The sequence below is a fragment of the Paenibacillus mucilaginosus 3016 genome, assembly GCF_000250655.1.
Lineage (GTDB): Bacteria > Bacillota > Bacilli > Paenibacillales > NBRC-103111 > Paenibacillus_G > Paenibacillus_G mucilaginosus.
This window is the reverse complement of record NC_016935.1, coordinates 5,972,796-5,999,380: the sequence shown is the minus strand read 5'-3', so window position 1 is coordinate 5,999,380 and position 26,585 is coordinate 5,972,796. Positions and strand designations below refer to the sequence as shown.

The 26,585-nt window shown below is 63.3% G+C and carries 18 protein-coding genes; 17 read left to right on the top strand and 1 reads right to left on the bottom strand.

The features are described 5' to 3' along the window. The first annotated feature begins 58 nt into the window (after positions 1–58). The 8 genes from PM3016_RS24440 (at position 59) to PM3016_RS24405 (ending at position 13,992) form a co-directional block, all read left to right on the top strand. Positions 59–2,269, top strand: a complete 2,211-nt coding sequence (locus PM3016_RS24440; RefSeq protein WP_014371345.1) for a glycoside hydrolase family 88/105 protein — start codon at positions 59–61, stop codon at positions 2,267–2,269. 103 nt (positions 2,270–2,372) lie between these two features. Next, positions 2,373–2,498: a hypothetical protein gene (locus tag PM3016_RS40900; protein ID WP_274379987.1), complete on the top strand. Its 126-nt coding sequence runs from the start codon at positions 2,373–2,375 to the stop codon at positions 2,496–2,498. 78 nt (positions 2,499–2,576) lie between these two features. Beyond that, positions 2,577–4,868, top strand: a complete 2,292-nt coding sequence (locus tag PM3016_RS24435) for a helix-turn-helix domain-containing protein (RefSeq protein ID WP_014371344.1) — start codon at positions 2,577–2,579, stop codon at positions 4,866–4,868. A 253-nt stretch (positions 4,869–5,121) separates the two neighbouring features. Beyond that, positions 5,122–6,081: an ABC transporter permease gene (locus PM3016_RS24430; protein WP_013919307.1), complete on the top strand. Its 960-nt coding sequence runs from the start codon at positions 5,122–5,124 to the stop codon at positions 6,079–6,081. A 49-nt stretch (positions 6,082–6,130) separates the two neighbouring features. Further along, positions 6,131–7,012, top strand: coding sequence for a carbohydrate ABC transporter permease (locus PM3016_RS24425; protein ID WP_013919306.1), 882 nt, complete (start codon positions 6,131–6,133; stop codon positions 7,010–7,012). 38 nt (positions 7,013–7,050) lie between these two features. Continuing rightward, the gene (locus tag PM3016_RS24420; protein ID WP_013919305.1) at positions 7,051–8,616 is read left to right on the top strand and encodes an extracellular solute-binding protein; all 1,566 of its coding nucleotides are present in this window, start codon (positions 7,051–7,053) and stop codon (positions 8,614–8,616) included. A 353-nt stretch (positions 8,617–8,969) separates the two neighbouring features. Further along, positions 8,970–11,666 (top strand): exo-rhamnogalacturonan lyase family protein, encoded by a 2,697-nt coding sequence (locus PM3016_RS24410; RefSeq protein ID WP_014371342.1) that lies wholly within the window; start codon positions 8,970–8,972, stop codon positions 11,664–11,666. Positions 11,667–11,745: 79 nt separating this feature from the next. Next, positions 11,746–13,992 (top strand): rhamnogalacturonan lyase, encoded by a 2,247-nt coding sequence (locus PM3016_RS24405; protein ID WP_014371341.1) that lies wholly within the window; start codon positions 11,746–11,748, stop codon positions 13,990–13,992. A gap of 246 nt (positions 13,993–14,238) precedes the next feature. Here PM3016_RS24405 and PM3016_RS24400 read toward each other — a convergent pair whose 3' ends face one another. After that, on the bottom strand, positions 14,239–15,081 hold the full coding sequence (locus PM3016_RS24400; protein ID WP_014371340.1) for a YhfC family intramembrane metalloprotease: 843 nt from the start codon (positions 15,079–15,081) through the stop codon (positions 14,239–14,241). 531 nt (positions 15,082–15,612) lie between these two features. On the opposite strand from PM3016_RS24400, the gene PM3016_RS24395 reads away from it, so the two are divergent. The 9 genes from PM3016_RS24395 to PM3016_RS24355 all read left to right on the top strand — a co-directional run bounded on the left by PM3016_RS24395 (position 15,613) and on the right by PM3016_RS24355 (position 26,562). Further along, positions 15,613–18,369 (top strand): fibronectin type III domain-containing protein, encoded by a 2,757-nt coding sequence (locus PM3016_RS24395; protein ID WP_238540315.1) that lies wholly within the window; start codon positions 15,613–15,615, stop codon positions 18,367–18,369. 329 nt (positions 18,370–18,698) lie between these two features. Then, positions 18,699–19,523, top strand: coding sequence for a M55 family metallopeptidase (locus PM3016_RS24390; RefSeq protein WP_013919296.1), 825 nt, complete (start codon positions 18,699–18,701; stop codon positions 19,521–19,523). A gap of 60 nt (positions 19,524–19,583) precedes the next feature. Next, positions 19,584–20,516 carry an ABC transporter permease gene (locus PM3016_RS24385; protein ID WP_013919295.1) on the top strand — a complete coding sequence of 311 codons (933 nt, stop codon included), beginning with the start codon at positions 19,584–19,586 and terminating at the stop codon, positions 20,514–20,516. Positions 20,517–20,521: 5 nt separating this feature from the next. Continuing rightward, positions 20,522–21,436 (top strand): ABC transporter permease, encoded by a 915-nt coding sequence (locus PM3016_RS24380; RefSeq protein ID WP_013919294.1) that lies wholly within the window; start codon positions 20,522–20,524, stop codon positions 21,434–21,436. A 6-nt stretch (positions 21,437–21,442) separates the two neighbouring features. Beyond that, on the top strand, positions 21,443–22,552 hold the full coding sequence (locus PM3016_RS24375) for an ABC transporter ATP-binding protein (protein WP_014371338.1): 1,110 nt from the start codon (positions 21,443–21,445) through the stop codon (positions 22,550–22,552). Continuing rightward, entirely contained in the window at positions 22,549–24,171 is a 1,623-nt protein-coding gene (locus PM3016_RS24370) for a peptide ABC transporter substrate-binding protein (protein WP_014371337.1), read from the top strand. The genes PM3016_RS24375 and PM3016_RS24370 overlap by 4 nt, the downstream gene beginning before the upstream one ends. 177 nt (positions 24,172–24,348) lie before the next feature. Beyond that, entirely contained in the window at positions 24,349–25,284 is a 936-nt protein-coding gene (locus PM3016_RS24365; RefSeq protein WP_014371336.1) for a S66 peptidase family protein, read from the top strand. 16 nt (positions 25,285–25,300) lie between these two features. Next, the gene (locus tag PM3016_RS24360) at positions 25,301–25,579 is read left to right on the top strand and encodes a hypothetical protein (RefSeq protein WP_014371335.1); all 279 of its coding nucleotides are present in this window, start codon (positions 25,301–25,303) and stop codon (positions 25,577–25,579) included. Further along, positions 25,576–26,562: a C40 family peptidase gene (locus PM3016_RS24355; protein ID WP_014371334.1), complete on the top strand. Its 987-nt coding sequence runs from the start codon at positions 25,576–25,578 to the stop codon at positions 26,560–26,562. Before PM3016_RS24360 ends, PM3016_RS24355 begins: the two co-directional genes overlap by 4 nt. Positions 26,563–26,585: the final 23 nt, after the last annotated feature.

Here is a 26,585-nt window from a genome sequence, read left to right as displayed (position 1 = left end):
GGTACGCAGTCCTCCGGGGGAGGACTGCGTGTTGATCTAAGGAGGAGGATGTCCGGTCATGCGTTATTTTCCGGAAGAGCAATCGGCGTATGCCAAGGTAGGTTCAGACGTGGAAGAAGTATTGAAGGCCATCGCGGGCCGCTACATGGGGGAGCACGGCAAGGTGGGGCCGGTCTACCGGCTGTTCAGCAGGGAAGCTTTCGTGCGGGAGGAAGACTACCGTTATGTGATGGACCTGGACAAGAAGCTCGAGGACCTCCGCGAAGGGCAGTTCGTGTACTGCTGGTCCAAGCTGTGGAGCGAGAAGGAGATGGAGATCCCGCTCAGTCTCTCGTGCTTCTCGCCGGCGCGCGTGTATGTGAACGGCGTGCAGGCTTTTGCTTCCAACCTGAATGACGACGTCTTTCCGGACCGCCGCTGCTGGTTCCGGGCCAAGGTCGTTCCCGGCTGGAATCACATCGTGCTGCGGTTCACGAAGACGGCGACCGGCTGCGGTGGGAAGTTCGGCACCGGTTCGATCAAGGGGGCGCCGCTGCACTTCCTCGTGCCGCTGGAAGACCGGGCAGGCCAGGAGGGCTGGGTATACAGCTGTCCATTCGGCGAAGACTTGAAAGCGCTCCCGGGATCGGAGGCGTGGGATATCCCGGCTGCGGAAGCCGGAGAGATCGTCTGGCAGCCGCAGCAGGCCTGGACGGAGAGCGAGCGGACCGCAGGCGTGTTCGGGCGCCTCTTCGGCGAGCAGGCGGGGAGCCAGGCCTGGGCGTGGACACGGATTGGCAGCCGGCGGGGAGCCGCGCAGGAGATCCGTCTGAGCGGGACGCACGAAGGCGGTCTGACGCTGTACGCCGGCGGCATCGAGGTGTATTCGGCGGCATCGTCCGGCACGTTCGCGCTCACGCTGCGGCTGCCTTACGGTGAGCATGATCTGCTCGTCCGCTCGACCTGCGGGGGAGCGAATGGGGCTTCGAGCTCGATCCGCCGGCGGAAGCTCGGGAGCGGTTCTGCCAGCCGCCGCAGCGGATTGAAGGGCTGGCGCGAGGCGTGGCTGTATCTCGGTCCGTTTCCACCCGGTCAGACGCCGCAGGCGGAGGAGATCGGGCAGCTCCAGCGGCCGTTCGACGATGGCGGAGACGGCATCTTCTGGCGGGCCGACCTGCCGGACACCCATGTCCGCATCTACCTGGAGACGCCGCTGTTCGGGCGCTGGAACTATCCGCTCGGCGTAACGCTCTATGGACTGCTGCAGACGGGTGTCGAGCTCGGCCGCGGCGACATCGAGCAGTACGTGCTGGACCACATCGGCCAGTGCGCGGCTCTGCATGACTACGCGCTGTGGGACAAAACGCAGTTCGGCGCGCCGGGCATCAACCACCAGCTCATTTCCATCGACTCTCTCGATGACTGCGGCTCCTTCGGCGCCACGATGCTGCTTGCCATGACCCGCCGGGACTTGCCCGGAGGCCGGGCGGCGGCGGACCGGATCGCGCATTACATCTCAGAGGTACAGGACCGCAGGCCGGACGGCGCCCTGTTCCGGGTGCACGGCAGCACGGATTTTATGCAGGACACGATGTGGTGCGACGATCTGTACATGAGCGTGCCTTTCCTGTGCCGCTATGCGGGGCTGACAGAGGATACCCGGTACCTCGACGATGCGGCGCGCCAGTTCCTGCTCTACAAGAAGTACATGTACATGCCGGACCTGCAGATCATGTCCCATGTGTATGACTTCAAATTCGACAAGCCGAACGGCATTCCCTGGGGCCGCGGGAACGGCTGGGTGCTCTTCTCGCTGACCGAGCTGCTCGCGGTCCTGCCGGAGAACCACCCGCAGCGCGCCGGCCTGCTCGAATTCTTCCGGGAGCTGAGCGCCGGCTACCTGAGGCTTCAGGGGGAGCGCGGACTGTGGCATCAGGTGCTGACGAACTCGCAGTCGTACGAGGAATCCTCCTGCACGTCGATGTTCGTCTATGCGTTCGCCCGCGGCGTCCGCTTCGGCTGGCTGAATGAGCCGGAGCCGTATACGGAATCGGTCTTCCGCGGCTGGGAAGGGCTCAGCCGCTATGCAGTCGACGCCAGGGGGAACGTGTACGGCGTCTGCCGCGGCTCCGGTTACTCGTTCTCGTCCTCGTATTACAAGGATGAGCTGCTGCCGCTGCTCAATGATACACATGGTATCGGGATCGTCATGCTCGCCGGCATCGAGACGCGCCGGCTGGAGGAGCATCTGCGCAGCGGCTCGCAAGCCGAGGTAACTGCACAGGCGTAGGATGCACCGGCAGGAAGATCAAGCTGCCGGACTGTGGAAGCTGCTGCGCGCAGGTATGTAGCAGCTTGCCGGCGGCAGTACAGGCGCAGCAGGAGGAGGAAGCATGCTGCTGTCCTTCCGAACTTCCTGGGGCAGCGAAGCGGCATCCCACTCTGCACTTAGACTCAGCCTGATCATGGCAGGCTGCACATCATCTGGAACCCTCTACAGCGAGGCGATCTCTTTTTGACAGCGACCTTTATGCGAAGCATAACGGAGCGCAAAAAGAGATGCCCGAGCCATCAACTTTGCGACAGGCGGTGAGACTATGCTTCCCAAAGGTCGTCACTTTCGGAAAAGCCTCATTCTCATACTGATCATCACCTCGATTCCCGGACTGATCACCGGCGGAGCCATCTACTGGTTCACCGCCGGCCGGATCGAAAGCGAGCTGGTACAGCTGCACAAGAACCAGATCGCGAAGCGGGCGGAAAGCATACAGGGGCAGTTCTCCTATTTGGAGCTGTCCCTTTCGCATTTGGCTTTCGACCCGAAGCTCGATTATACGCTCGCCCAGACGGACCTGCTGCGGAATTTTACCGTCACCCGGGATCTGTACAAAACGCTGCTGCTGACCCAGGGGGCGCTGCCGCTCGTGGACCGCATGGAGCTGTTCGTCGAAGGACAGGTGCCTGCCCATTTCTCGCCGGACTTCAACCTGCTCGTGACGGAGGCGGAGCGGCAGGCCTGGAAGCCGCTGCTGAAGCCGGGCACCCCGGTGTACTGGACGCGCCTCGGCGATGCGGATCACAAGGAGAGGGCGCCTTCCCTGGCCCTCGTGCATCAGGTGCCGGGCGGCTCCACAACGCCCTTCGGCGTAGTGCTCTTCCGGCTGAACGAGGCCCGCGTCGTCGAGCAGCTGCAGGCCCTGACGCCGTACGAGGAGGGCGAAGCCTTCCTCCTCGCGGAGGACGGCACGGTGCTGGCCTCGTCGGACGCGGGTCCGCAGCCGTCGCCGCTGCTGGAGAAGCTGCGCACCGCGGTTCTGGAGCGCACCGAGGGAGAGACCTCGTTCAAGCTTGACTGGAACGACAGCACCTACTCCGTGTCGTACGGCACCTTTGACCGGCTCGGCTCGAGCTGGACCTATGTCACCGCCGCCCCGATCCACGCGATCACGGCCCCGGTCGTCATCGTGTCGAAGACGATTATCGGCGTCTCGCTGGCGGGCCTGCTGCTCGGCTGTCTGCTCGCCTGGTTCGCTTCCCGGCGCATCTACTCGCCGATGGAGCGGCTCGTGCGCCTGCTCGGCGGTGAGCGTGCGCCCGAGGGCGGCGACGAATTCGCCGAGCTCGAGAAGCGCTGGGTGCATCTCCACCGGGAGAGCGCGGATCTCCAGCACCGGCTCGAGAAGCAGCTTCCGCAGGTCAAGGAAGGCTTCCTGCTGCAGCTGATCCAGGGCCACCTGTCGGCCTACCCGCAGGAGGAGCTCGCCGAGCGCCTGCGCTCGTTCGGCTGGGAGCCGGAGGGCCGCGTGTTCACGGTGATCTGCCTGCAGCTCACCGGCATGACCCGCCTCGAGGCGCAGGGGCGTTTCTCCGCCGAGGACGAGGGGCTCGTCACCTTTGCTGCGGCGAACATGATCGAAGAGCTGGCGAGCGGGTCGTTCCCGCAGGCGCATGCCCTGAACTTCCATGACCTGACCGTCGGCCTGCTGATCTCCCTGCCGGAGGAGGAGGCCGCGGAGGAGCCGTGGCTGCCGCTCTGTGAGAACATCATTGAAGCGGTCACCGGCATCCTGCGGATGAACGTCACCGCGGCGGTCGGCCGGAGCACGCCGAATCTGCGCGGGCTGCCGGATCTCTTCGAGGAGGCCAAGGGGCTCCTCGGCTACCGGAGCTTCGGCGAGGAGAACCAGATTCTCCGCGCCGGGGATGTCTACGGGGCAGAGGGAGCGGAGCGGGTGCCTTATCCGTTCACTGAGGAGAAGGAACTGCTCCAGGCCCTGCGCAAGGGCCAGCCGGAGGAGGCGGAGGCCGCGCTTGCCTTGTTCCTGAAAGCGTTAACAGACCAGTCGCAGACCGAGGGCGATTACCAGCAGGGCGTGCTGAATCTGCTGGGCTCCCTGGAGCATATGACGCTGCAGAGCGGCCTTCACCCGGGCCGGGTGTACGGACACGGCAACCGGTTCGCCCTGCTGGCCGAGCTGCGGGAGCCGGAGCAGGTGGAGCGGTGGTTCCGACGTTGCATCCTCTGCCCTTATCTGAAGGAGATGGAGTCCCGCAGCGGAAGCTCCGCCCGGCGGATGATCGAGGAAGCGATCCACTATATCGAGACCCGCTACATGCATGATATTTCGCTGGATTCCTGTGCCGACCACTGCGGTACGAACGTATTCTCGCTCAGCCGATCGTTCAAGAGCGTCACAGGCATGACCTTCGTCGACTATGTGACGGAGACCCGGCTCACGAAGGCCAAGGAGCTGCTGCGCGAATCGGAGCGCAAGATCAACGAGATCGCCGAGCAGGTCGGCTACCAGCATGGCTACTTCAACCGCATCTTCAAGAAGGCCGAAGGGGTGACCCCAAGCCGCTACCGGGAGATGAGCCGCGAGAGCTAGTGCGGGCGTGAAGCCCGTCCTTCTGCGGTTTGGGAGGCTGCCACAAGATAATCCTACCCGCCAAAATAGTGAAAAAAGGAGGGAACGGATGGAAGAACGCCCGAAATCAAGCCCGGTCAAAAATCTCTCATTGCGGTGCAGCGCGCCTTTCGCGGAAAATGACATCAATCCACAAACAAACGGGTTCCAGGTTCCGGCACACGGCACGGAGGCCCATTGCAAACGCATACCCAACCCAAAGGAGAGTGAGACCATGGAGCATACCGGCGTTCAAAAGAAAGCGAAAGCGGTAACAAAGGTGTCCGCGGACGGATCCGTCCTCCGGCGGCTGCAGAGGGACAAATGGCTTTACGTGCTGCTGCTGCCCGGACTGCTGTATTTTCTCATATTCAAGTACGTGCCGATGTGGGGCGTGCTGCTGGCCTTCAAAAACTACCAGCCGTTCCTCGGCTTCTGGGAGAGCGAGTGGGTCGGGTTCGAGCACTTCCGGCAGTTCTTCGCGAATCCGGACTTCGGCCGGCTCATGCGCAACACGCTGCTCCTGTCGCTGTACAACCTGATCTTCTTCTTCCCGGCGCCGATCGTGCTGGCGCTGCTGCTCAATGAAGTGCGGGTCTCCGTCTACAAGAGGGCGATCCAGACGCTGGTCTATGTGCCGCACTTCATGTCGCTTGTGATCGTGGCCAGTATCACCTACGTCTTCCTGACCACCGAAGGGGGCATCATCAACCTGCTCCTCGAGAAATTCACGGGCCAGAAGATCGACTTCCTGTCGAGTCCCGACTGGTTCCGCCCGATGATCATCCTCCAGACGATCTGGAAGGAATGCGGCTGGGGCACGATCATCTTCCTGGCCGCACTGGCCGGCGTGGACGCGGAACAGTACGAGGCGGCTATCGTGGACGGGGCAAGCCGCTGGCGCCAGCTGTGGCACATTACGCTGCCTTCGATCCAGAGCACGATCGTCATCCTGCTCATCCTGCGCCTCGGCGACGTTCTCGACAACGGGTTCGAGCAGATATATCTCATGAGCAATGCGCTGAACCGCGATGTGGCGGACGTGTTCGACACCTATGTTTATATGATGGGGATCACGCAGGGCGCGTTCTCTTACAGTACGGCGGTGGGGCTGTTCAAATCCGTCATCGGCGTCACGCTCGTTCTCTCCTCGAACTATCTGGCGAAACGCTTCGGCCAATCGGGGATCTACTAGGGGCACGGAGAACTCGACTATTCTTTGCAGAAAAAGGAGGCGCATCGTTATGGGCAAGCAGTACCGCACGCTGGGCGGCACGGTCTTCGATATCTTCAATTACACGTTCCTCGGCGTATTCGCGCTGGTGACCGTCATTCCGTTCCTGTATGTGATCGCCGGCTCGTTCGCATCGGATGCGGAGCTGACGCAGAGGGCATTCTTCCTGATTCCAAGTACCTTCTCCATGGCAGGGTACCAGTACATTTTCTCGTCGGATACGCTGTTCCAATCCCTCGGGGTGTCGGTCTTCATTACGGTGTCGGGGACGCTCGTCAACCTCTTCTTCACCGTAACCATGGCATACCCGCTCGCGAAGCGTTCGCTGATGGGCCGCAGCACCGTGCTCAACCTCATCGTCTTCTCGATGCTGTTCGGCGGAGGGATGATTCCGACGTACCTGGTCATCAAGAGCCTCGGCATGCTCGATTCGTTCTGGGCGCTGACACTGCCGGGCGCCATCTCGGCATTCAACCTCATTGTCATCAAAAACTTCTTCGAGCAGCTTCCCCCGGGACTGGAGGAGTCGGCCCGGATCGACGGCTGCACTGAAATCGGCGTGCTCTGGCGCATCGTGCTCCCGCTCTCGAAGCCGGTGCTCGCGACCTTCGCCCTGTTCTATGCGGTGGGCCACTGGAACAGCTTCTTCCAGGCGCTGCTCTACATCAATGACCCGGAGAAGTGGCCGATGCAGGTGATGCTGCGGCAGATCGTCATGCTCTCCCAGTCGTCCATCGGTGACTCGGGAATGCTCGATCCGAACTTCGTCCAACCGCCGGAGCAGACGATCAAAATGGCTGTTATCGTTATTGCGACCCTCCCGATTCTGTGCGTCTATCCGTTCCTGCAGAAGCATTTTGCCAAGGGCGTGCTGATCGGTTCCATTAAATAAAAAAGAATTCCATCACAATCCGAAGGGGAGAATCTCACATGAAAACACCATCCAAAGCCTGGCGCAAATGGACCGCCTCGTTCCTCGTTACCGTCCTGTCTCTGTCAACACTCGCAGCGTGTTCGTCCGGCGGCAAGGAGGCTGCTCCCGCTTCGGGGGCCGCAGGCGGGGCTGCCTCCGGCTCGGGCAGCGGGCCGTACAAGCTCAACATCATGCTGCCGACGTTCAAAACCACGTTCCCGAAGGACAACTCGCCGGTCGTACAGGAGCTCAACAAGTACCTGAATGCGGAGATGCACCTGGAGTGGGTGCCGAACAATTCCTATCCGGAGAAGCTGAACATCACGCTCGCCTCCGGCAAGCTGCCGACGATCATGGTCATCGATTCGAAGTCGCCTTCGTTCATCAATGCGGCACGCACCGGCGCCTTCTGGGAGCTCGGGCCGTACCTTAAGGACTATCCGAATCTCAGTAAGGCCAATCCGATCGTACTGAACAACTCCTCCATCGACGGCAAAAATTACGGGATTTACCGGACCCGCGCCCTCGCGCGCAACGGCATCATGTACCGCAAGGACTGGCTGGAGAACGTAGGGCTGCAGGAGCCGAAGACGATCGACGATTTTTACAATATCTTGAAAGCCTTTGCAACCAAGGACCCGGACAAGAACGGCAAGAACGACACGTACGGTATGGTTATCTCCAAGTTCACGGGGCCGTTCGAGATCATGCAGACCTGGTTCGGCGTGCCGAACAAGTGGGGCCCGGATGCGAGCGGCCAGCTGCTGCCGGCGCACCTGTTCCCGGAATATATGGATTCCCTGAAATTCTTCAAGAAGCTCTATGACGAGAAGCTGATCAACGCCGACTTCGCGGTCATGGATACCGGGAAGTGGAATGATCCCGTGGTGAACGGGCAGGCCGGCGTGATCGTCGATGTGACGGACAACGCGGGACGGCTGGAGGACAAAATCCATGCGGCGCTGGAGAAAGCGGGCAAGGATGACAAGAGCAAGCAGTTCATGGATATTGTGGACACCGTGGAAGGGCCGAAGGGCAAGAAGAACCTGCCGACCTCCGGCTATTCGGGCGTCATTGCGATCTCGAAGACGGGCGCGAAGACGGAGGAAGACCTGAAGAAGGCGCTGACCTTCCTCGATAAGCTGAACGATGAGAAAGCGCAGATTCTGGCGGGCAACGGCATCGAAGGCATGCACTACAAGAAGGTCGAAGGCGGCATTGAGCCGGTCAAGGATCCAGCCAAGCTGGAAGGGGAAGTGGAAGGCCTGAACCAGATGCTGACCTTCCTGCCGGAGGACCGTACGCTGAAGGTCGTACAGACGCCGCTGCGGCAGAAGATCACGAAGGTGCAGAAGGAAGCCGAGCAGCATATCGTACCGAACCCGGCTGAGCCGCTGGTATCGAACGTGTACTCCCAGAAGGGGCCGCAGCTCGATACGATGATCAGCGACGCGCGGACGAAGTTCATCGTCGGCCAGATCGACGAAGCGGGCTTCAAGGCGGCCGTCGAACTGTGGCGCAAGAGCGGCGGGGATGAGTACGTCAAGGAAATCAACGAGCTGTACGCCAAAATGAAGAAGTAAGCAGGAGAGGAAGGGGGTCTGCGGCGCGTGCTGCAGGCTTCCCTGTCCTGCCGGGACTGATCCGGCATTTAATTCGACTAAACATATAAGAAAAATGGAATTTGACAGAATTCAGTGGTATGGTGATAAAAAGGAAGCAAGTGGAAAGAATCGGAAGCAAACGGAAGTCCGAGAGGGGCAAACGGAAGCGAATGCAGCCGGGGCCATTCTCTGGCGGAGGCAGCAGAGATCCGTAAGCTTGCGCAGGTTCGCGGACGGAAGGGAAGACAGGAACTGCAGGATCATCCGCAGTGATACCCAAGAGGCCTTGTTATGATGGACTGTGAGAAGGCCCGGCAGAGGAGGAACAGCACATGAGCAGGGAAGCGCAGGAGAAGGATGTCAGAACGAACATACCGGTTGAGGGAATCGGTCATCCGGAGAAGGCTGTGCAGGAGAATGGCGTTACGGCCGCTTGGCTGGGAGAAGCGCCGCTTGGGCCGGCGGCCGTGACCTGGGGCGTGCCCTGGAAGGCCGGCGAGCTGAAGAGGGAGGAACCGCTGCGGCTGGTCTCGGCCTCGGGCATGCCCCTTCCTGTGCAGAGCTGGCCGACGGCCTACTACCCGGACGGCAGCGTGAAGTGGACCGCCCACGCGGTCTCTCTTGGAGAAGGCGCTGAAGCTTCGTACACGCTGTCCAAAGGCGAAAGCGAAGCGCCGGTAGAGGGCGTATCGGTGCAGGAGCACGCCGGGCGGATCGTCGTGGATACGGGGCGGGCCGTCTACACGCTCGGGACCGAAGGAGAAGCGCTGGTCCGTTCCATCGTGCGCGGAGAGCGCACCCTCTGCACCGGAGCCCGGCTGGTCGGGTACCGGGAAGAAGAGAGCGTCACCGAAGGCGCCCGGGTGACCCGGACGCAGGCGCTGCGGAGCCGGCTGCACCGGGTGACCGTCGAACAGCGGGGACCCGTCCGGGCCGTCGTGAAGTTCGAAGGCCGCCATGCCCTGCTCGGAGGCCGCAGCCCGAGAGAGTGGCTGCCGTTCACCGTGCGGCTGTACTTCTACGCGGGGCAGGAGTCCGTTCGGGCCGTGCATACTTTCGTCTACGACGGCGATCCGGGCAAGGATGGGGTCAAAGGCATCGGCCTGAGCTTCACCCTGCCGCTCGAAGGGCCGCTGTATAACCGCCACGTGCGGTTCACGGGGGACACGGGCGTCTTCGCCGAATCGCCGAAGACGCTCATGACGATCCGCACACAGGGGAAATACCAGGAGCTGTACCGCAGCCAGACGGCGGGGGAGAACGTCGCGTTCGACCCGCAGGAGGATGCGCGGTTCCTCACGCTGCTTGACGATTCCGCCGTCTGGGATCACTTCAAGCTCGTGCAGCACAGTGCGGACTCGTACACGGTGTCGAAGCGGACCGGTCCGGCCTGCTCCTGGCTGAAGGCCGTCACCGGCTCGCGGTCCCGCGGCGTCGCCTACGCCGGCAGTGAAGCGGGAGGCCTGGCTCTCGGGCTGCGGCACTTCTGGCGCAAGCACCCGGCCTCGCTCGAGCTCTCCGGCCTCTCCGGAGAGGCGGCGGAAGCAACGGCCTGGTTCTGGTCGCCGGATGCACCGGCGATGGACCTGCGCCACTACGACACGACGACGCATCTGGAGTCGTCCTACGAGGGCTTTCACGAGCTGCGCAGCACGCCGTACGGGGTGGCGAACACGAATGAGCTCACCTTCTGGTGCCTGGAACGTACGCCGTCGCACGAGGAGCTGGACGCCATGGCCGGCTCGCTCGAGCGGCCTGCGCAGCTGGTCTGCGAGCCGCAGCGCTATCATGACACAGGCGCCTTCGGCGTCTGGAGCCTGCCGTCCCGGGACACCCCGCTGCAGGCGGAGCTCGAGGACCTGCTTGACGCCGCCATCGAGTTCTACAAGGCGGAGATCGAGCAGCGGCGGTGGTACGGGTTCTGGGACTTCGGCGATGTCATGCACAGCTACGATCCGGTCCGCCACACGTGGCGCTATGATATCGGCGGCTGCGCGTGGCAGAACACGGAGCTCGTGCCGAACATGTGGCTGTGGCTGACGTTCCTGCGCACGGGCCGGGAGGATGTGTTCCGCCTGGCCGAGGCGATGACGCGCCACACGAGCGAGGTGGACACGTACCACTTCGGCGAGTACGCGGGTCTCGGCTCCCGCCACAACGTCGTTCACTGGGGCTGCGGCTGCAAGGAAGCGAGAATCTCAATGGCCGGGCTGCACCGCTATTTCTACTACCTGACAGGGGACGAGCGGACCGGCGACATCATGGAAGAGGTCGTCGACGCGGATTACACGACCGTCACGCTCGATCCGATGCGCTACTACTTCCCGAAGGACGAGTTCCCGACCCATACGCGCGTCGGTCCGGACTGGTCGGCGTTCTGCTCGAACTGGATGACGCGCTGGGAGCGCTTCGAGGATACGGCCTACCGCGACAAGCTGCTCGTCGGCTGGGAGGCGATGAAGGGGATGCCGCACCGGCTGCTCACCGGCCCGACCTTCGGCTATGACCCGAAGACCGGGGAGCTGCTCCACATGAGCGATGACAACTGGGGCCGCCACCTCATGATCTGCATGGGCGCGCCGCAGGTGTGGTTCGAGCTCGCGGAGCTGCTCGGCGACGACCAGTGGCGCGAGATGCTGGCGGAGTTCGGGGCGTTCTACCCGCTGACGCCCGAGGAGAAAGCGGCCCGTACGGGCGGCGCGATCGGCAAGCAGGGCTGGGATCATCCCGTGTTCTTCACGGTGATGATGGCCTATGCCGCCGCCCGCTACGGCGACGAAGCGCTCGCCCGCCGGACCTGGGACATCCTGTTCGGCGACAAGCTGATGCAGCGCATCGCCCGCACGGATGAGGTGGACCGCCTGGCGTTCGTGCGGCCGCTCCGGGAGATTCCGGACGTCTCGACGAACTCCGTCTCCCAGTGGTCGCTCAATACGATTGTGTGCCTGGAGCTCATCGGCCGCTGGCTGGGGAGCGGAGAAGCCGGAACAGCCGGCCGGGGAGGTGAGACCGTCACATCGTCTTCGTGAATTCAAGGCAGCGGCAGGACAACGGCCCGCCGCTGCCTGCATTTTACATCCCACCCCAAATCCAAGGAGGAATATTCCTGTGAAATTGCGTTCGATCTCCCGCCGTCAGCGTCAGCGTCTTCTCAGCTCGGTTCTGTCCCTCGCCCTGCTTGTTCCTGCAGCCGCTTCTCCTGTATCCGCAGCCGATCCCACGGTCGATTCCGGCAGCAGCTCGTCCACCGTCGTCCAGAAGCGCCAGGCGGAGTACCTCGGCCGAGGCGTGGTGGCCGTGCAGACCGAAGGCGGTATCTTCGTGTCCTGGCGCCTGCTAGGCACGGACAAGAGCGGTACGGCGTTCCATCTGTACCGCGACGGCGTGAAGCTGAACGGCGAGCCGATCACGGCGGCAACGAACTTCCTGGACCCGGACGGTACGGCAGCGTCGAAGTATACGGTCCGCGCGGTGGTATCCGGCGTGGAGCAGGAGCCGCCCAAGCCCGCGGGCGTCTGGGGGAAGAACTACCTCAGCGTGCCGCTGAAGAAGCCGGCGGACGGCGTGAACCCGGACGGCACCCCCTTCACCTACAGCGCCAATGATGCGAGCGCGGGCGATCTGGACGGCGACGGGGAATACGAACTGATCGTGAAGTGGGACCCGAGCAACTCCAAGGACAACTCGCAGAACGGGATCACCGGCGAAGTGTTCATCGACGCCTACAAGCAGGACGGCACCCTTCTGTGGCGGATCTCGCTCGGCCGCAATATCCGCGCCGGTGCCCACTATACGCAGTTCCTGGTGTACGATTTTGACGGCGACGGCCGGGCCGAAGTGGCGTTCAAGACGGCGGACGGCACCGTGGACGGCACGGGTCAGGTCATTGGCGACGCTTCGGCGGACTACCGCGACGCTGCAGGCCGGGTTCTCTCCGGGCCGGAGTTCCTGTCGATCTTCGACGGGAAGACAGGGAAGGTGCTCGATACGGTGCCGTACGATCCTCCCCGGGGCAATGTGAGCGACTGGGGTGACAGCTACGGCAACCGGGTCGACCGGTTCCTGGCGGCGGTCGCCTATCTGGACGGAGAGCATCCTAGCCTGGTGATGGCGCGCGGTTACTACACCCGTGCCGTCCTGGCTGCCTACAACTTCCGGGACGGCAAGCTGAGCAAGGTGTGGACGTTCGACAGCAACAACCCCGGCAGCGAAGGCTACCGGGGACAGGGCAACCACAACCTGAGCGTGGCCGACGTGGACGGCGACGGCCGCGACGAGATCACCTACGGGGCGGCGGCGATCGATGATAACGGCCAGGGCCTCTACACGACAGGCCTCGGCCATGGCGACGCCATGCACCTTGGGGACCTCGATCCGACCCGCCCGGGTCTGGAAGTGTTCCAGGTGCATGAGGACAAGAATGCGGCCGCCGGGATCGAATATCGTGATGCCCGGACCGGGCAGATGATCTGGGGCGTGTATACCGGCAAGGATACGGGCCGAGGCATGTCTGCCGACATCGATCCGGCGCATCCGGGAGAGGAAGTCTGGGCGAGCGGGAAGCTCTTCAGCAGCCAGGGGGCCCAGATCGGAGCCGTGACGCCGTCGTCCACGAACTTTGGCATCTGGTGGGACGGCGACCCGCTGCGCGAGCTGCTCGACCAGAACCGCATCGACAAGTGGGACTACACCGCCGGGGCGACCCGCAATCTGTTCACCTCGCCGGAGATCGCCTCGAACAACGGCACGAAGGCGACGCCGAACCTGCAGGCCGACCTGCTCGGCGACTGGCGGGAAGAGGCGGTCTGGCGCTCCACCGATTCCTCGGAGCTGCGGATCTACACGACCACCGCGGTGACGGACCGCCGGCTGCCGACGCTGATGCACGATCCGGTGTACCGCCTCGGCGTGGCGTGGCAGAATGTCGGCTACAATCAGCCGCCGCACACGGGCTTCTTCCTGGGCGACGGGATGACGACTCCGCCGGCTCCGTCCCTGTATGCGGTCCACCATGCGAGCGTGGATCTGCAGCCGAATCCGATCAACCTGAAGAGCTCCACGACGGCGACCAGCGCCACCGCTTATCTGGAACTGCCGGATCACGGGGCGAAGAACATCGATCCCGCCTCCGTGACGCTGAGCGTCTACGGCCGCACGCTGAAGCCGCTGGCCTCCCCTGTGCTGGTGGGCGACTATGACGCCGACGGGAAGAAGGACCTCATGCTGAAGTTCGACCGCAATCAGCTGATCCAGGCACTGCAGGGCGCGACGTCCAGCGTGAAGGCCGTCTTCCGCGGACGTCTCAAGAACGGCGATGTGCTCGCGGGAGAGACGGTATTGACCATTACACGATAATCCGGCCATGCGCTTAGGCACGACTCCATCCAGGGGTCGTGCCTTTTGAACATCTAAGACGCGTATGCTCACCAGGGCCCGGGCTCCGATATCTTATGTCAAATCCGTCAAGGAGATATTTGAGGCGCCCCCGGCGATCCGCTCGTCAGAGAAGGCAGCTCATTCCGTCTATCGATGAATGCCTTTTCCTGTTCCAAGGGCATTGCAGAACATGCACGCGCGTTGGTCAACGCATCCTGGGTGTACCTAATGGAATAGCTTTATGTCTGGCGGGACCTTCTCCTCTTTTGCAGGACCCGAGGCCAAAGCGGCAAACCATGCCTTGGATTTCACGATGACGAAGAAGGCGCTGAGACCCGAACCCCACACGATCCCTTCAACGGTCCACAAGGGAATCATCTTCGCTTGATACAGTCCCGCAAAAAAATCAATAAGAGCATGAACCAAAACAGCATAAAGCAAGTACACGGCCCTGCGGGTCCGAATGCCGTACAAAACGGTTAAGGAAAGGGCAATCTGAATCGATACGGCGGGGATGCGCTCGAACGCGCCCAGCCAGAATTCGCTCTGCGAGGTATGAATCATCCGGTCTTTGATCCCCTGGAACAGGGCATGCTGCTCGGCTGTCGCCTCGGCGCCGAATGGCTGTTCAAAGGTTCCCGAATTAATCATGACGGCATACACGATTCCCAATAGGCCCATGCCCGCGCCGATCAGCAGCGCCTCAATACCGCCGTGGCCTATGCCCGCGGCAATACCGTCCTTGCGTTCCTGCCGCTTTCTCAATAGCAGAGAGAAGCCGAACCAACGTCCCGCAGTTTCAAACAGGCCTGCGGCCAGGCCGCCGTAAACAGCCGCGATCCATGGATTGTTTAGCCACACGGCGGTTACGGGGCTGCCTGAAAACAAATACGCATGAAGCACCTGCTCCAAGAGCTGTGAAAAGACGACGTAAATCAGAATACCGACACCGACAGCACGGTAAGAGATTTGGAGTGTCCTGCGGCAGTAGAAAAGCAAAGACAAAGGAATGACAATCCCCAGAATAACCTGCACGATCAAAGCCGTAATCGAACCTTGACTTACCACTTGCCTCACTCCTTGTTCATCTTCATTGTGTCCTGCAGCGGGGGCTGCTCCAGAACCGCCATGGGAAACGAGGTAACCACGGCCGCACACACAAGCCTGCCTGCTCCTTTTGATGCCAGGCGCGACATCCCTCCTTTTCACTATGCTGTAAACGGGTGTTCCTCCAAACTTTATGTTTGCAATGTCATCATAATATCGATATGATATCACATATGGTAATTAATTCAAATCCCCTTATGGCGAAGAGGGCGCTGCTGCAGCCTGATTCGAGAGGGGAAGGAGGTCTGCCGCATGCGGGGGTCCACCTTGCTTCGTTCCAATCGCTGCCTTTCATCCAGGGTGGTGCCTGACCGGAAAGTTGCTTTTTTTTTGTTGATTACAACCGTCGAAAAATCGAGTATGATAACATCAGGGTGGAAAAAATGGAAAATAAAGCGTATACTTGTCCACTGCCCGATACAACTTGTATCAGCGAAAAGCAGTTCATTTTTCGTGAAGGGTAAGGTGTTCGTAGTGAGCAGAAGGGTTATTGTGCTGTGGTTAAGCTGCATGCTGTCGCTGCTGTGGGCGGCGGGCGTGCAGGCGGAAGGAGCGGTATTCATCCGCATTGACAGTCCTTATCCGAACGTTTCTTATGACGGCGTCCTGCCGATCCGGGCCAGCACGTATTCGGAGCTGGAGGCCGTGAAGGCGGTCGCCCGGGTGGAGGACCGCGAAGCGGAGCTTACCTACTCCTGCACGGGAGGCTGTGAATGGCGCGGGGAGATGCCCCTCGAAAGGTTCACCAAGGGAGCGAAGCTTCTCACGGTTACCGTGACTGATGAACTGGGCGGAATCAGCACGCAGGAGGCCCCTTTTTACTATAACTCGGCGCCTGTACTCACGAAGATGGAGCCGTCCGACGAGACGGTGGTGACGGACGGTCTTCTGCATGTCGCGGCATCCGCCGAAGACGACAGTTCGGTACCGGAGGTCCGCGTCACGGTCTCGGGCAACTTCAGCACCATTGCGGAATTCAGCGGCCAGGGCAGCGTCGATGAGACGGTTGACGTATCGGCCTATGCCGGACAGCTGCTCGAGTACACCGTCGTGGCGGAGGATGAGCAGGGAGCGCAGAGCGCGACCCGCCGGCATACGATTCATGTGACCGCCGATCCGCGGAATGTCCCCGTGGAATCCGTTGCGGGACGCATTGTCGATTTTGACCCCGGACGGTATCTGATCGAGAGGGTGGACACAGGAAGGTATGCACTCGTCATCCGGAACCGCGCCGACGGCTCGGAGGTCGTGATCGCCGAGCGGAGCGAGATGAACAACCGGATGCAGCTGACGCCGGCGGGGGCGCTGTATCTCCAAAGCCCGGGCACCTCGAACTTTGTCCATTATTGGGCGGACGGCATACTGACGAGGGTTCCGTATTCCATGCGCTCCATGTTCCAGACCAAGGGGAACTACGCCTTGTTCGACCTGAAATCGGCCCCTTACCCCTTCGCACTGTATGATACTTCCCTGCCGGAGACGCCGGCGGAGACGTTCACCCAAGCCTATGACGTCTTCGAACTGACCGAAGATGGAGCGTTCTTCTATGTCGAGGAAGACCGGATCTACCGTCATCCGCTCCGCGGGACGGCGGAACTGTATTTGTCCGGCCACGAGGACGTACGGGGGATGGCCGCCAGCGGAGGCCAGCTTCTCTTCCAATCGGGCCTCCGGCTGTATTCCTATGATGGCAGCGTGGTGGAAGAGGTGGCGGCGGCGCTGCCGGAGGACGGCCGGGCGCACAGTGATTACGAGCTGAACGGCGGCTGGATCGCTTACCTCGCATCCGCCCAGGAAGGCGGAACGGAGCTGTACCTCCGCACCCCTGAAGGAGCCGTAACGAAGGTCGCTGCTGTAAGCGATTCCGCGGCGATCATTCAGCTGGCCGGTGACGGCCGCCTCGTCTATACGTCAGGCGAGAGGATCTATATTTACCGTCCCGGAGAGGCGGCGCCGGTTTCTGCAGGCACCGAAGGCCGGGACATGGTGAAGCTCATCGACGGAACCTGGTACAAAACGATCGGGAATACCCTGTTCCGCTTCGAGTCGGCAGGACCCGACACGGAGGCGCCGGTATGGCCCGCAGAGGCGCTGAGCGTTACCGGCGTGACCTACCGTTCGGCCGTTCTGCAGTGGCTTCCGGCCCAGGACAACCGAGGTGTGGCCTCGTACCGGATCTACCGGGACGGCGAGCATGCGGCGACGGTAGCCGGGGATGTGTACAGCTATGAGGATGACCAGCTGTCCCCGTCGACGGCCTACGAGTTCTCGGTGGAGGCCTGGGACGCGGCGGGCAACCGCAGCACGGAGAATCCGTCCGTCACCGTGACGACCTCCGCTTACGAGCCGGACGATACGGCTGCACCGGTCTGGCCGGAGGGAAGCACGCTGACGGTGACGGATGTGACCTACAGCAGCGCGCAGCTCCGCTGGCCTGCGGCAGAAGATGAACGCGGCGTAGCCGCTTATCTCATCTACCGTGACGGTCAGCTGCAGGATACGGTGGGCGGGGCCGTCTACCAATACGATGCGGCAGGCCTGCAGGCAGGCACCGCCTATCTGTTCACGGTAGCCGCCCGGGATGCGGCCGGGAATGTGAGCGCGGCTCCGCTGGCCGCCACGGTGACGACCGGCGTCTATGAGCCGGAGCCGGCCGGCCGCCTGGCGCTCACGGCCAAACCCGGCTTCCTCGAGGTGGGCTCCGTGCTGGAAGTGAACGTGCAGGCGGAGGAAGCCGAAGACCTGTATGCCTTCCTCGCGAAGCTGACGTATGATCCGGCCCGCTTCAAGCTCATGCAGGTGAAGCTGCAGGACAGCTTCGGCCGGGAAGGGGAGACGGCGGTGCTTGGGCAGTCGAGACCGGCGGCCAATCAGGCGAACGTGACGGGCAGCCTGCTCGGCGGCGTACCGGGCCGCAGCGGCGCGGTAGGACTGCTCACGCTGAAGTTCACCGTGCTGCAGCAGGGGGCGGGCAGCTTCGCACTCGAGCCCGGCTCGACGCTGTCGGACAGCGAGGGGGACACGGTGCGGCTGGAGACGCCGGTGCGGATTACGGTGACGGTCAGCGGCGCAGACCTTGATCTGGACGGCACCGTGGGTCTCAGCGATCTTGTGCTGATTGCAAGGCACAGCGGGACGAAAGCCGGCGAGCCGGGCTACCGGCCGGAGTTCGACCTCAACCACAGCGGGGCGGTCGACCGTTCCGATGTGGAATACGTGGCGAAGGCGGTGGCCGCAGCGGCCAAGTGAGCCGGGGAAGCGGCGGCCGGCACAGCTCGGATGAAAGGCAGCATCCGAGCCTTATGACGGATGCTGCGATGGAAAGGGAGGGGCTGCCGCGTGCAGTCCCTTTTTTTCTGGTCAAAACCGAAAGAACAGTACAGCCGCATTGTTGGCAAGCGGGGACGGCAGACACCCCGCACGCAAAGAAAATCCGGCAAAGGACAGCTTCCGGAAGCCTGGGGCGCCGGGAAAGTCGGTTGCCGGATTTTTTGAAAGGACCCCGACCAGGGGTTTTTCTTGTTTTTCCAGCATATACCTTGTAGCAGGACAAGAATGGACCAAGAGGAGGCATTCGGGTGAAGCTGTATATTTCGATCGATATGGAAGGCATTACGGGATTGGCCGACACGACGTTCGTCGACTCAAGCGGGCGCAATTACCGCAGGGGTCAGGAACTCATGACGATGGAGGCGAATGCGGTCGCCGGAACGGCCTTCGGCCTCGGCTGTACGGAGGTGCTTGTCAACGACAGCCACTCCAAGATGAACAATCTGCTCATCGAGAAGCTCCATCCCGAGGCGCAGGTCATCACCGGCGATGTGAAGCCGTTCTCGATGGTGCAGGGGCTTGCACCCGGCTTCACGGGGGCGGTCTTCCTCGGGTACCATGCGATGGCGGCGAAGGCCGGGGTGCTCAGCCACACGATGATCTTCGGCGTGCGGAGCATGCACATCGGGGACCGGGAGATCGGGGAGCTGGGCTTCAATGCTTACGTGGCGGGGTACCACGGGGTTCCCGTCCTGATGGTCGCCGGCGATGACGAAGCGGCGGCCGAAGCCGAGGCGCTGATCCCCGGCGTCGTGACGGCTGCCGTGAAGCGTCGCATCTCCCGGACCTCGGCGGTCTCCCTGACGCCGGAGAAGAGCGCGCAGCTGCTGCGGGAGCGGACGGCGGAGGCGCTCGCGGCGCGGGACCGGATTCAGCCGCTGCGGCCTCCGGAGCGGCCCGTCCTCTCGATCGAGTTCGCCAATTACGGACAGGCGGAGTGGGCGGCCCTGATGCCGGGCACCTCCATCGAGCAGCGCTCGCCTGTCGTCACGTTCCCCGCGAGGAACATGCTGGAAGCGTACCGGGCGATGCTCGTGATGACCGAGCTCGCCTCGCGCACCTCGTTTTGCTGACCGGGAGGACCGGCTGAACGAGTTTCCAGGCAGACGCCACAGCCGGGAAGGAGGATCCCTATGCTGCCCTATATTCTCAAGCGGCTTCTCTCGATGCTGCTGACCTTGTGGCTTATCGTCACGGTTACCTTTGTCCTGATGCACGCGGTGCCGGGCTCCCCGTTCGAGAAGGACGGCCGCAGCGCGAATCCGACCGCCGTGCAGAACCTGATGGAGCACTATCAACTGGATGAGCCGCTGATCATCCAGTACGGGCTGTATCTGCGGAAGCTGCTCACCCTGGATCTCGGCCCGTCCATCGCGCATTACCCGGACAGCGTTAATGCGATGATCGGCCGCGGGTTCCCCGTCTCGTTCCAGCTCGGGCTGGTGTCGCTGGCGCTCGCCGTCGTCACCGGCGTGGCGCTCGGCACGGCGGCGGCTCTCCGCCAGAACGGCCTCGTCGATTACGCCGCGATGGTGTTCGCGGTGCTCGGCACCGCGGTACCGAGCTTCATCATCGCCCCCCTGCTCATCCAATATGCCGCCGTGGAATGGAAGCTGCTGCCGGTGGCCACCTGGGGCACCTGGAAGCACGCCGTCCTGCCGGCTCTGGCGCTGGCGGCCGGTCCGGTCGCCATGATTGCCCGGCTCACCCGGGCGAACATGGCGGAGGTGCTGACGCAGGAGTATATCGACACAGCGAGGGCCAAGGGGCTGCCGCCTTCTGTGATCGTCGTGAAGCATGCGCTGCGGTGCGCCATTCTGCCGGTCGTGACGCTGCTGGGCGCGCTGCTGGCGAACGTGCTCACGGGGAGCTTCGTGATCGAGAAGATTTTTGCGATCCCCGGCATGGGCAAATACTTCGTGGACAGCATCAACAACCGGGACTATGCGGTCATTATGGGCACCACGGTATTCTACAGCGCGCTTCTGCTCGTGATGATGTTCCTCGTGGACTGCGTCTACGGGTTCATCGACCCCCGCATGAGGCTGCACCGGAAGGAGGCGTGAGACGGATGGAGGTACCCGATCATTTATTCGTTCCCATGACAAGGGGGCCGGAAAGCCGCGAAAGCCTGGTCCGCCCCCGGCTCTCGGTCTGGCAGGAGGCCGGACTGCGCCTCCTGAAGAACAAGCTGGCCGTCCTGGGACTCATCCTGATCGTGCTGCTGCTGGCACTGTCGGCGGCCGGTCCCCTGCTGACGGAGCACGATTACCTGAAGCAGGACCTGCTGCATGCCAACGCGGCGCCGTCAGGCCAGCACCTCTTCGGCACGGACGAGCTCGGCCGGGACGTCTTCGCGCGGATCGTATACGGCGCCCGCATCTCCCTGTTCATCGGGGTGGCGGCGGCGCTCATCGATCTCTGCATCGGGGCGGCCTACGGCGGGATCGCCGGCTATTTCGGCGGCCGGACCGACCAGCTCATGATGCGCCTGGTCGATCTGCTGTACGGCATCCCGTATCTCCTCGTGGTGATCCTGCTGATGGTCGCGATGGGGCCGGGGCTGCTCACGATCCTGGTCGCCCTCACCGCAACCGGCTGGCTCGGGATGGCAAGGATCGTCCGCGGCCAGGTGCTCCAGCAGCGGTCCGCCGAGTATGTGCTGGCCGCCCGCACGCTCGGGGCCGGTCCCTGGCGGGTGATCACCCGGCACCTGCTGCCCAATACGATGGGGGTGATCCTCGTGCAGGTGACCTTCTCCGTCCCGTCGGCGATCTTCGCCGAAGCGTTCCTGAGCTTTCTCGGACTCGGCATCCAGCCGCCCCTGGCTTCCTGGGGCGTGATGGCCAATGACGGGCTGCCGACGGTGCTCTCCGGACATTGGTGGCGGCTGTTCTATCCGGCGCTTTTCATCTCATTGACGATGCTGGCGTTCAATCTGCTGGGGGACGGGCTGCAGCAGGCCCTGAATCCGAAAAGGAGGTAGGCTTTGTTGATCGACGACCCGTTCGACGACCATTCCAAAGACAGCCGTCCGCTGCTCGAGGTGGACGATCTCCACGTCTCCTTCGCCGCTCATGGCGGGGAGGTGCAGGCGGTGCGGGGAGTCAGCTTCACGCTGCGGGAGGGAGAGACGCTGGCCGTCGTCGGAGAGTCCGGCTGCGGCAAGAGCGTCACCGCCCGGTCCCTGATGCGGCTGCTTCCCGGACGCACGGCGTGCATCAAGCGGGGCAGCATCCGATACCGGGGCCGGGAGCTGACCGCCCTCCCGGAGGCCGAGATGCGGCGGCTGCGCGGGCCGGAGCTCGCGATGGTGTTCCAGGATGCGATGACGGCGCTGCATCCGACGCTGACGATCGGCGAGCAGCTCATGGAGGGACTCCTGCTGCATGAGAGGTTGACACGAGGCGAGGCGCGCCGAAGGGCGCTCGAGGTGCTGGAGGAGGTGGGCATCGGCCAGGGGCCGGCCCGGCTCGGGCAGTACCCCCACGAGTTCAGCGGCGGGATGCGCCAGCGGATCATGATCGCCATGGCGCTGAGCTGCCGGCCCTCCGTGCTCCTGGCGGACGAGCCGACCACGGCGCTGGACGTGACGATCCAGGCGCAGATTCTGGACCTGCTGCGGGGCGTCCAGCGGGAGCGGGGCGTCTCCGTCCTGCTGATCACGCATGACCTCGGCGTGGTGGCCGAAGCCGCGGACCGGGTCGCGGTCATGTACGCCGGGCGTATTGTGGAGAGCGGCACGGCGGGGGAGATCTTCCGCAGTCCCCGGCACCCTTACACACAGGGGCTGCTCGCTTCGATGCCGCGGCTCGATACGCCGAAGGGCCGGCCGCTTCTCTCCATCCCCGGCACGCCGCCGGATCTGTATGCGCCTCCGCCGGGCTGTGCCTTCGCCCCGCGATGTCCGCGGGCGATGGACGTGTGCGGGCGCTATGCCCCGCCGGCCGCGGTTATCACGCCGACCCATGCCGCATCCTGCTGGCTGCTCGATCCCCGTGCGCCGCAGGCCGGTCCGGAGCCGCAGGCCGTCCGGTCCCCGGGCCCGGCCCTGACCCTCCGAAGCCAGACATCCCATTCCACGAAGGAGCGGATTTCATGAAGAGCCTGTCGATCCTGCTCGTCTCCTGTTCCCTGATGCTCGGCACCTTGCTTTCCGGCTGCAGCCCGGAAGCGTCCACCCCGCAGGGGGATGTCGCGCAGAAAGAAACCGCGGCGAAGATCCTGATGTACAACAACGTGCGCGAACCCACGTCGCTCGATCCGCCGGTCGGCTTTGACATGGCTTCGTACGACATTCTCAACAACATGATGGAAGGGCTGACGCGGCTCGGGAAGAACCAGACGCCGGAGCCGGCCATGGCCAGGGAATGGAAGATCTCGCCGGACGGGCGGACCGTCACGTTCCTGCTGCGGGAGGGGATCAAGTGGTCGAACGGTGATCCCGTGAAGGCGTCGGACTTCGAATTCGCCTGGAAAAAGCTTCTGGACCCGAAGCAGCCGTCGCAAGCGGCGCCGCTTGCTTATGTTATCGAGGGAGGAGAGGCGTTCCATGCCGGCCAAGGCACCGCCGACGGGGTGAAGGTGAAGGCGGTCGATGACAAGACGCTGCAGGTGACGCTGACCCGGCCGGCCTCCTGGCTGATCTCGATGGCGGCCAATCCGGCATTCTTCCCGGTGCACCGGGCCACGGTGGAGAAGAATCCGAAATGGGCGGCCGAGGCGGCGACGATCCTCAGCAACGGCCCTTTCAAGCTGGCGGAGTGGAAGCATGACGCCGAGCTGAAGCTCGTGAGGAACGAGCACTACTGGGATGCGGCGAATGTAAAGCTGGACGGCGTAACGTTCAAAATGGTCAACGACTCCAATACGGAATACCAGCTCTTCCAGTCCGGGGAGCTTCATACCTCCTCGGTGCCGCCGGACCTCTCCGAGAAGCTGTTCGCGGAGAACAAGGCAAGGGTGGAGGACTCGGCGGGCACGTACTTCTACCGGTTCAACACCAAGCTGCCGCCCTTCGACAACGCGTCGATCCGGCGGGCGTTCCTCCTCGCCGTCGATTCGCAGAAGATCGTCGATCTTGTCACGAAGCAGAAGCAGAAGCCGGCAGCAGGCTTCGTCTCCTACGGGCTGAAGGGGCCGGACGGCAGGGATTTCCGCGAGTCGGGCGGAAGGCTCGTCACCTTCGACGCCGCGGAGGCCAGGAAGCTGCTCGCCAAGGGGATGGCCGAAGCGGGATATGCGAAGCTGCCCGAGGTGACGCTGACCTATAACACCAATGACCTTCACCAGAAGATCGCACAGACGCTGCAGGCCATGTTCAAGGAGAATCTCGGCGTGGACGTGAAGCTGGCGAACAAGGAGAGCAAGGTGCTCACCGCCGAGCAGAAGGCGCTGCAGCTGCAGATGTCGCGTTCGTCGTTTCTTCCGGATTTTGCGGACCCGATCAACTTCCTGGGCGGCTACCAGACCGGTAATCCGATGAACCGCACGGGGTGGAGCTCCGCGAAGTATGACGGGCTGATCCAGAGCGCCTACAAGGAGACCGATGAGAAAAAGCGGTTCGCCCTGCTGCACGAAGCGGAGAAGCTCCTGATCGAGGAGGCGCCGATCCTGCCGATCTACTTCTACAGCTCCACGTACCTGCAGAGCGACAAAGTAACGGACATCGTCCGGCACGCTTACGGATATATTGATTTCAAGTGGGCGGATATGAAGTAAGTTTAATGATGAAGATGAAGTAAGTTTAATGATGAAGATGAAGTAAGTTTAATGATGAAGATGAAGATGAAGTAAGTTTAATGATGAAGATGAAGTAAGTTTAATGATGAAGATGAAGTAAGGGAGGAGCCGGAGGGGCTCCTCCCAGCCAACCGCCGTCCGGGAGGAAAAGAGCCTATGGAGCATGGCATGATCCGTCCCCCGCAGCTCAAGGCCGGCGATACGGTAGGGATTACCGCACCGGCATCCTGCGGGGACCGGGAGGGTATACTGCGGGCTTCGGCCGTGCTAGAGAGGCTCGGGCTGAAGGTGCGGATCGGGGAGACGCTCTCCCTGAAGCACGGCTATCTGGCGGGAGAAGACGAGGTGCGGGCGGCCGAGCTGAACGCGATGTTCGCGGACGATGAGATCCGGGCGGTCTTCTGCGCCCGCGGCGGCTACGGCTCGGGCCGGATCGCCCCGCTGCTCGACTATGAGGCGATCCGCGCGAACCCCAAGATCTTCTGGGGCTACAGCGACATTACGTTCCTGCATGCGGCGATCGGCCGGAGGGCGGGGCTGATCACCTTCCACGGGGCGATGCTCGTCTGTCTCGCGGAGGGAGAGCCGCATCCCGTGACCCTGGAGGGCTTCGGGCAGCTGTTCGAGCCGAAGCTTCTGCGGGTTGGGCGGGAGGACGCCCCGCTGGCCGCGCTTGTGGGCGGCACCGCGTACGGCCGACTGGCGGGAGGCAACCTGACGCTTCTCGCCAGCACGCTCGGCACTCCGTACGAGATCGATACGCGGGGCAGGATCGTGCTCCTGGAGGACATCGGCGAAGAGCCGTACCGGCTCGACCGGATGCTGAACCAGCTGCAGCAGGCCGGCAAGCTGAGTGCGGCCGCGGGCTTTCTTATCGGGGACTTCCGGGACTGCGGGCCGGTGAAGCGCAGGGAGTCGTTCACGGCAGCGGAAGTCATCGCACATTACATCCGGGCGGCGGGCAGGCCCGCCCTGTCGGGCCTGCCGATCGGCCACTCGGTCCCGCATTTTGCCGTGCCGCTCGGGGCGCTGCTGAAGGTGGATGGGGACGAGGGCACGGCGCAGTGGCTCGAGCCGGGCGTGAGGCCCTGAAGGAGGGAGATGCATCGTGATCCAATGTGAAGTCTATGCCGCACGCCAATGCGTACCGCTGCTCAGGCCGTTGGTGACGGCCCGGCGCATGGTGCATACGGCTGTATCGCTGCTTGTGCGGATCACCAGCGATAACGGAAGAAGCGGCCTGGGGGAGGCCCCGGCCGCATCCGCCGTCACCGGGGACCGCCTCGGGGACATCGAATCGGCTGTCGTGGACCGGCTGACGCCGCTGCTCACCGGCCTTGGAATCACCGCAGCAGGAGATCCGGTGCGCGTGGGGGTGGACTCATGACGGAGCTGAAGGCCATGCAGACCGCGGTCAATGTGGCCACCGTGTGGACGTCCCCGGACTCCCCGCGGCCGCTTGACGAGCCTGCGCTCAGGGCGCCGGCGGACGCCGCCGGGTGGACCCGGGCAATGACGCTTGAGGAGAAGCTCGATCTCTATGCGGGCAGCCGGGTGCAGACCCAGCTCCTGTACGGCACCCCGGTGCTCGTCAGCGAGGAGCGGGACGGCTGGGCGAAGGTGCTCATCCCTGAGCAGTCCACGGGCAAGGAGCCGCGCGGCTACCCGGGCTGGGTGCCGATCCGGCAGCTGGCCGGCCCGCTGCCGGAGAGTGATGGGCCCTGGGCCGTCGTCTGCTCGCCGCGCACGGTGCTGAGCTTCGCCGCCACCGGCGAATGCCTGGAGCTCAGTTTCCTGACGAAGCTGCCCGTCACCGGGGAGACCGGCAGCCGTGTCCGGGTCGACACGCCGCACGGCGCGGCCTCCCTGCCGCGGGCGGATGTGAGGATCGTGTCCGCCGCTCAGCCGCAGGGCGGTGATCCGGCTTCATCCACCCGGCCCGCGGGCGGGGAGCTCGTCCGGCAGGGGCTGCGCTTCGCCGGGCTGCCGTACCTGTGGGGCGGCCTGTCGTCCTACGGCTACGACTGCTCGGGCTTCACGCACTCGATGCACCGGGCGCTGGGTCTCCTGATCCCACGGGATGCGTCCGACCAGGCGCTGGACGGGGACCCTGTGCCGCCCGGGGAGGAGCTCCCGGGCGACCTCCTGTTCTTCGCCTACGAGCAGGGCAGGGGGCGCGTGCATCATGTCGGCATCTATGCCGGGGAGGGGCGGATGCTGCATTCGCCGGACTCCGCCGGCCGCATTGAGCTTGTCGGGCTCGCCGGCTATAAGCTGGCGGAGGAGCACTGCGCCACGCGCCGGTATTGGACCCGGCGGGCCGTCGTGCCTCCCGCCGTGGGGCCGCAGGCCCGTCGACCCATTGAATAGGAATTGGACACCCTCTTATACTA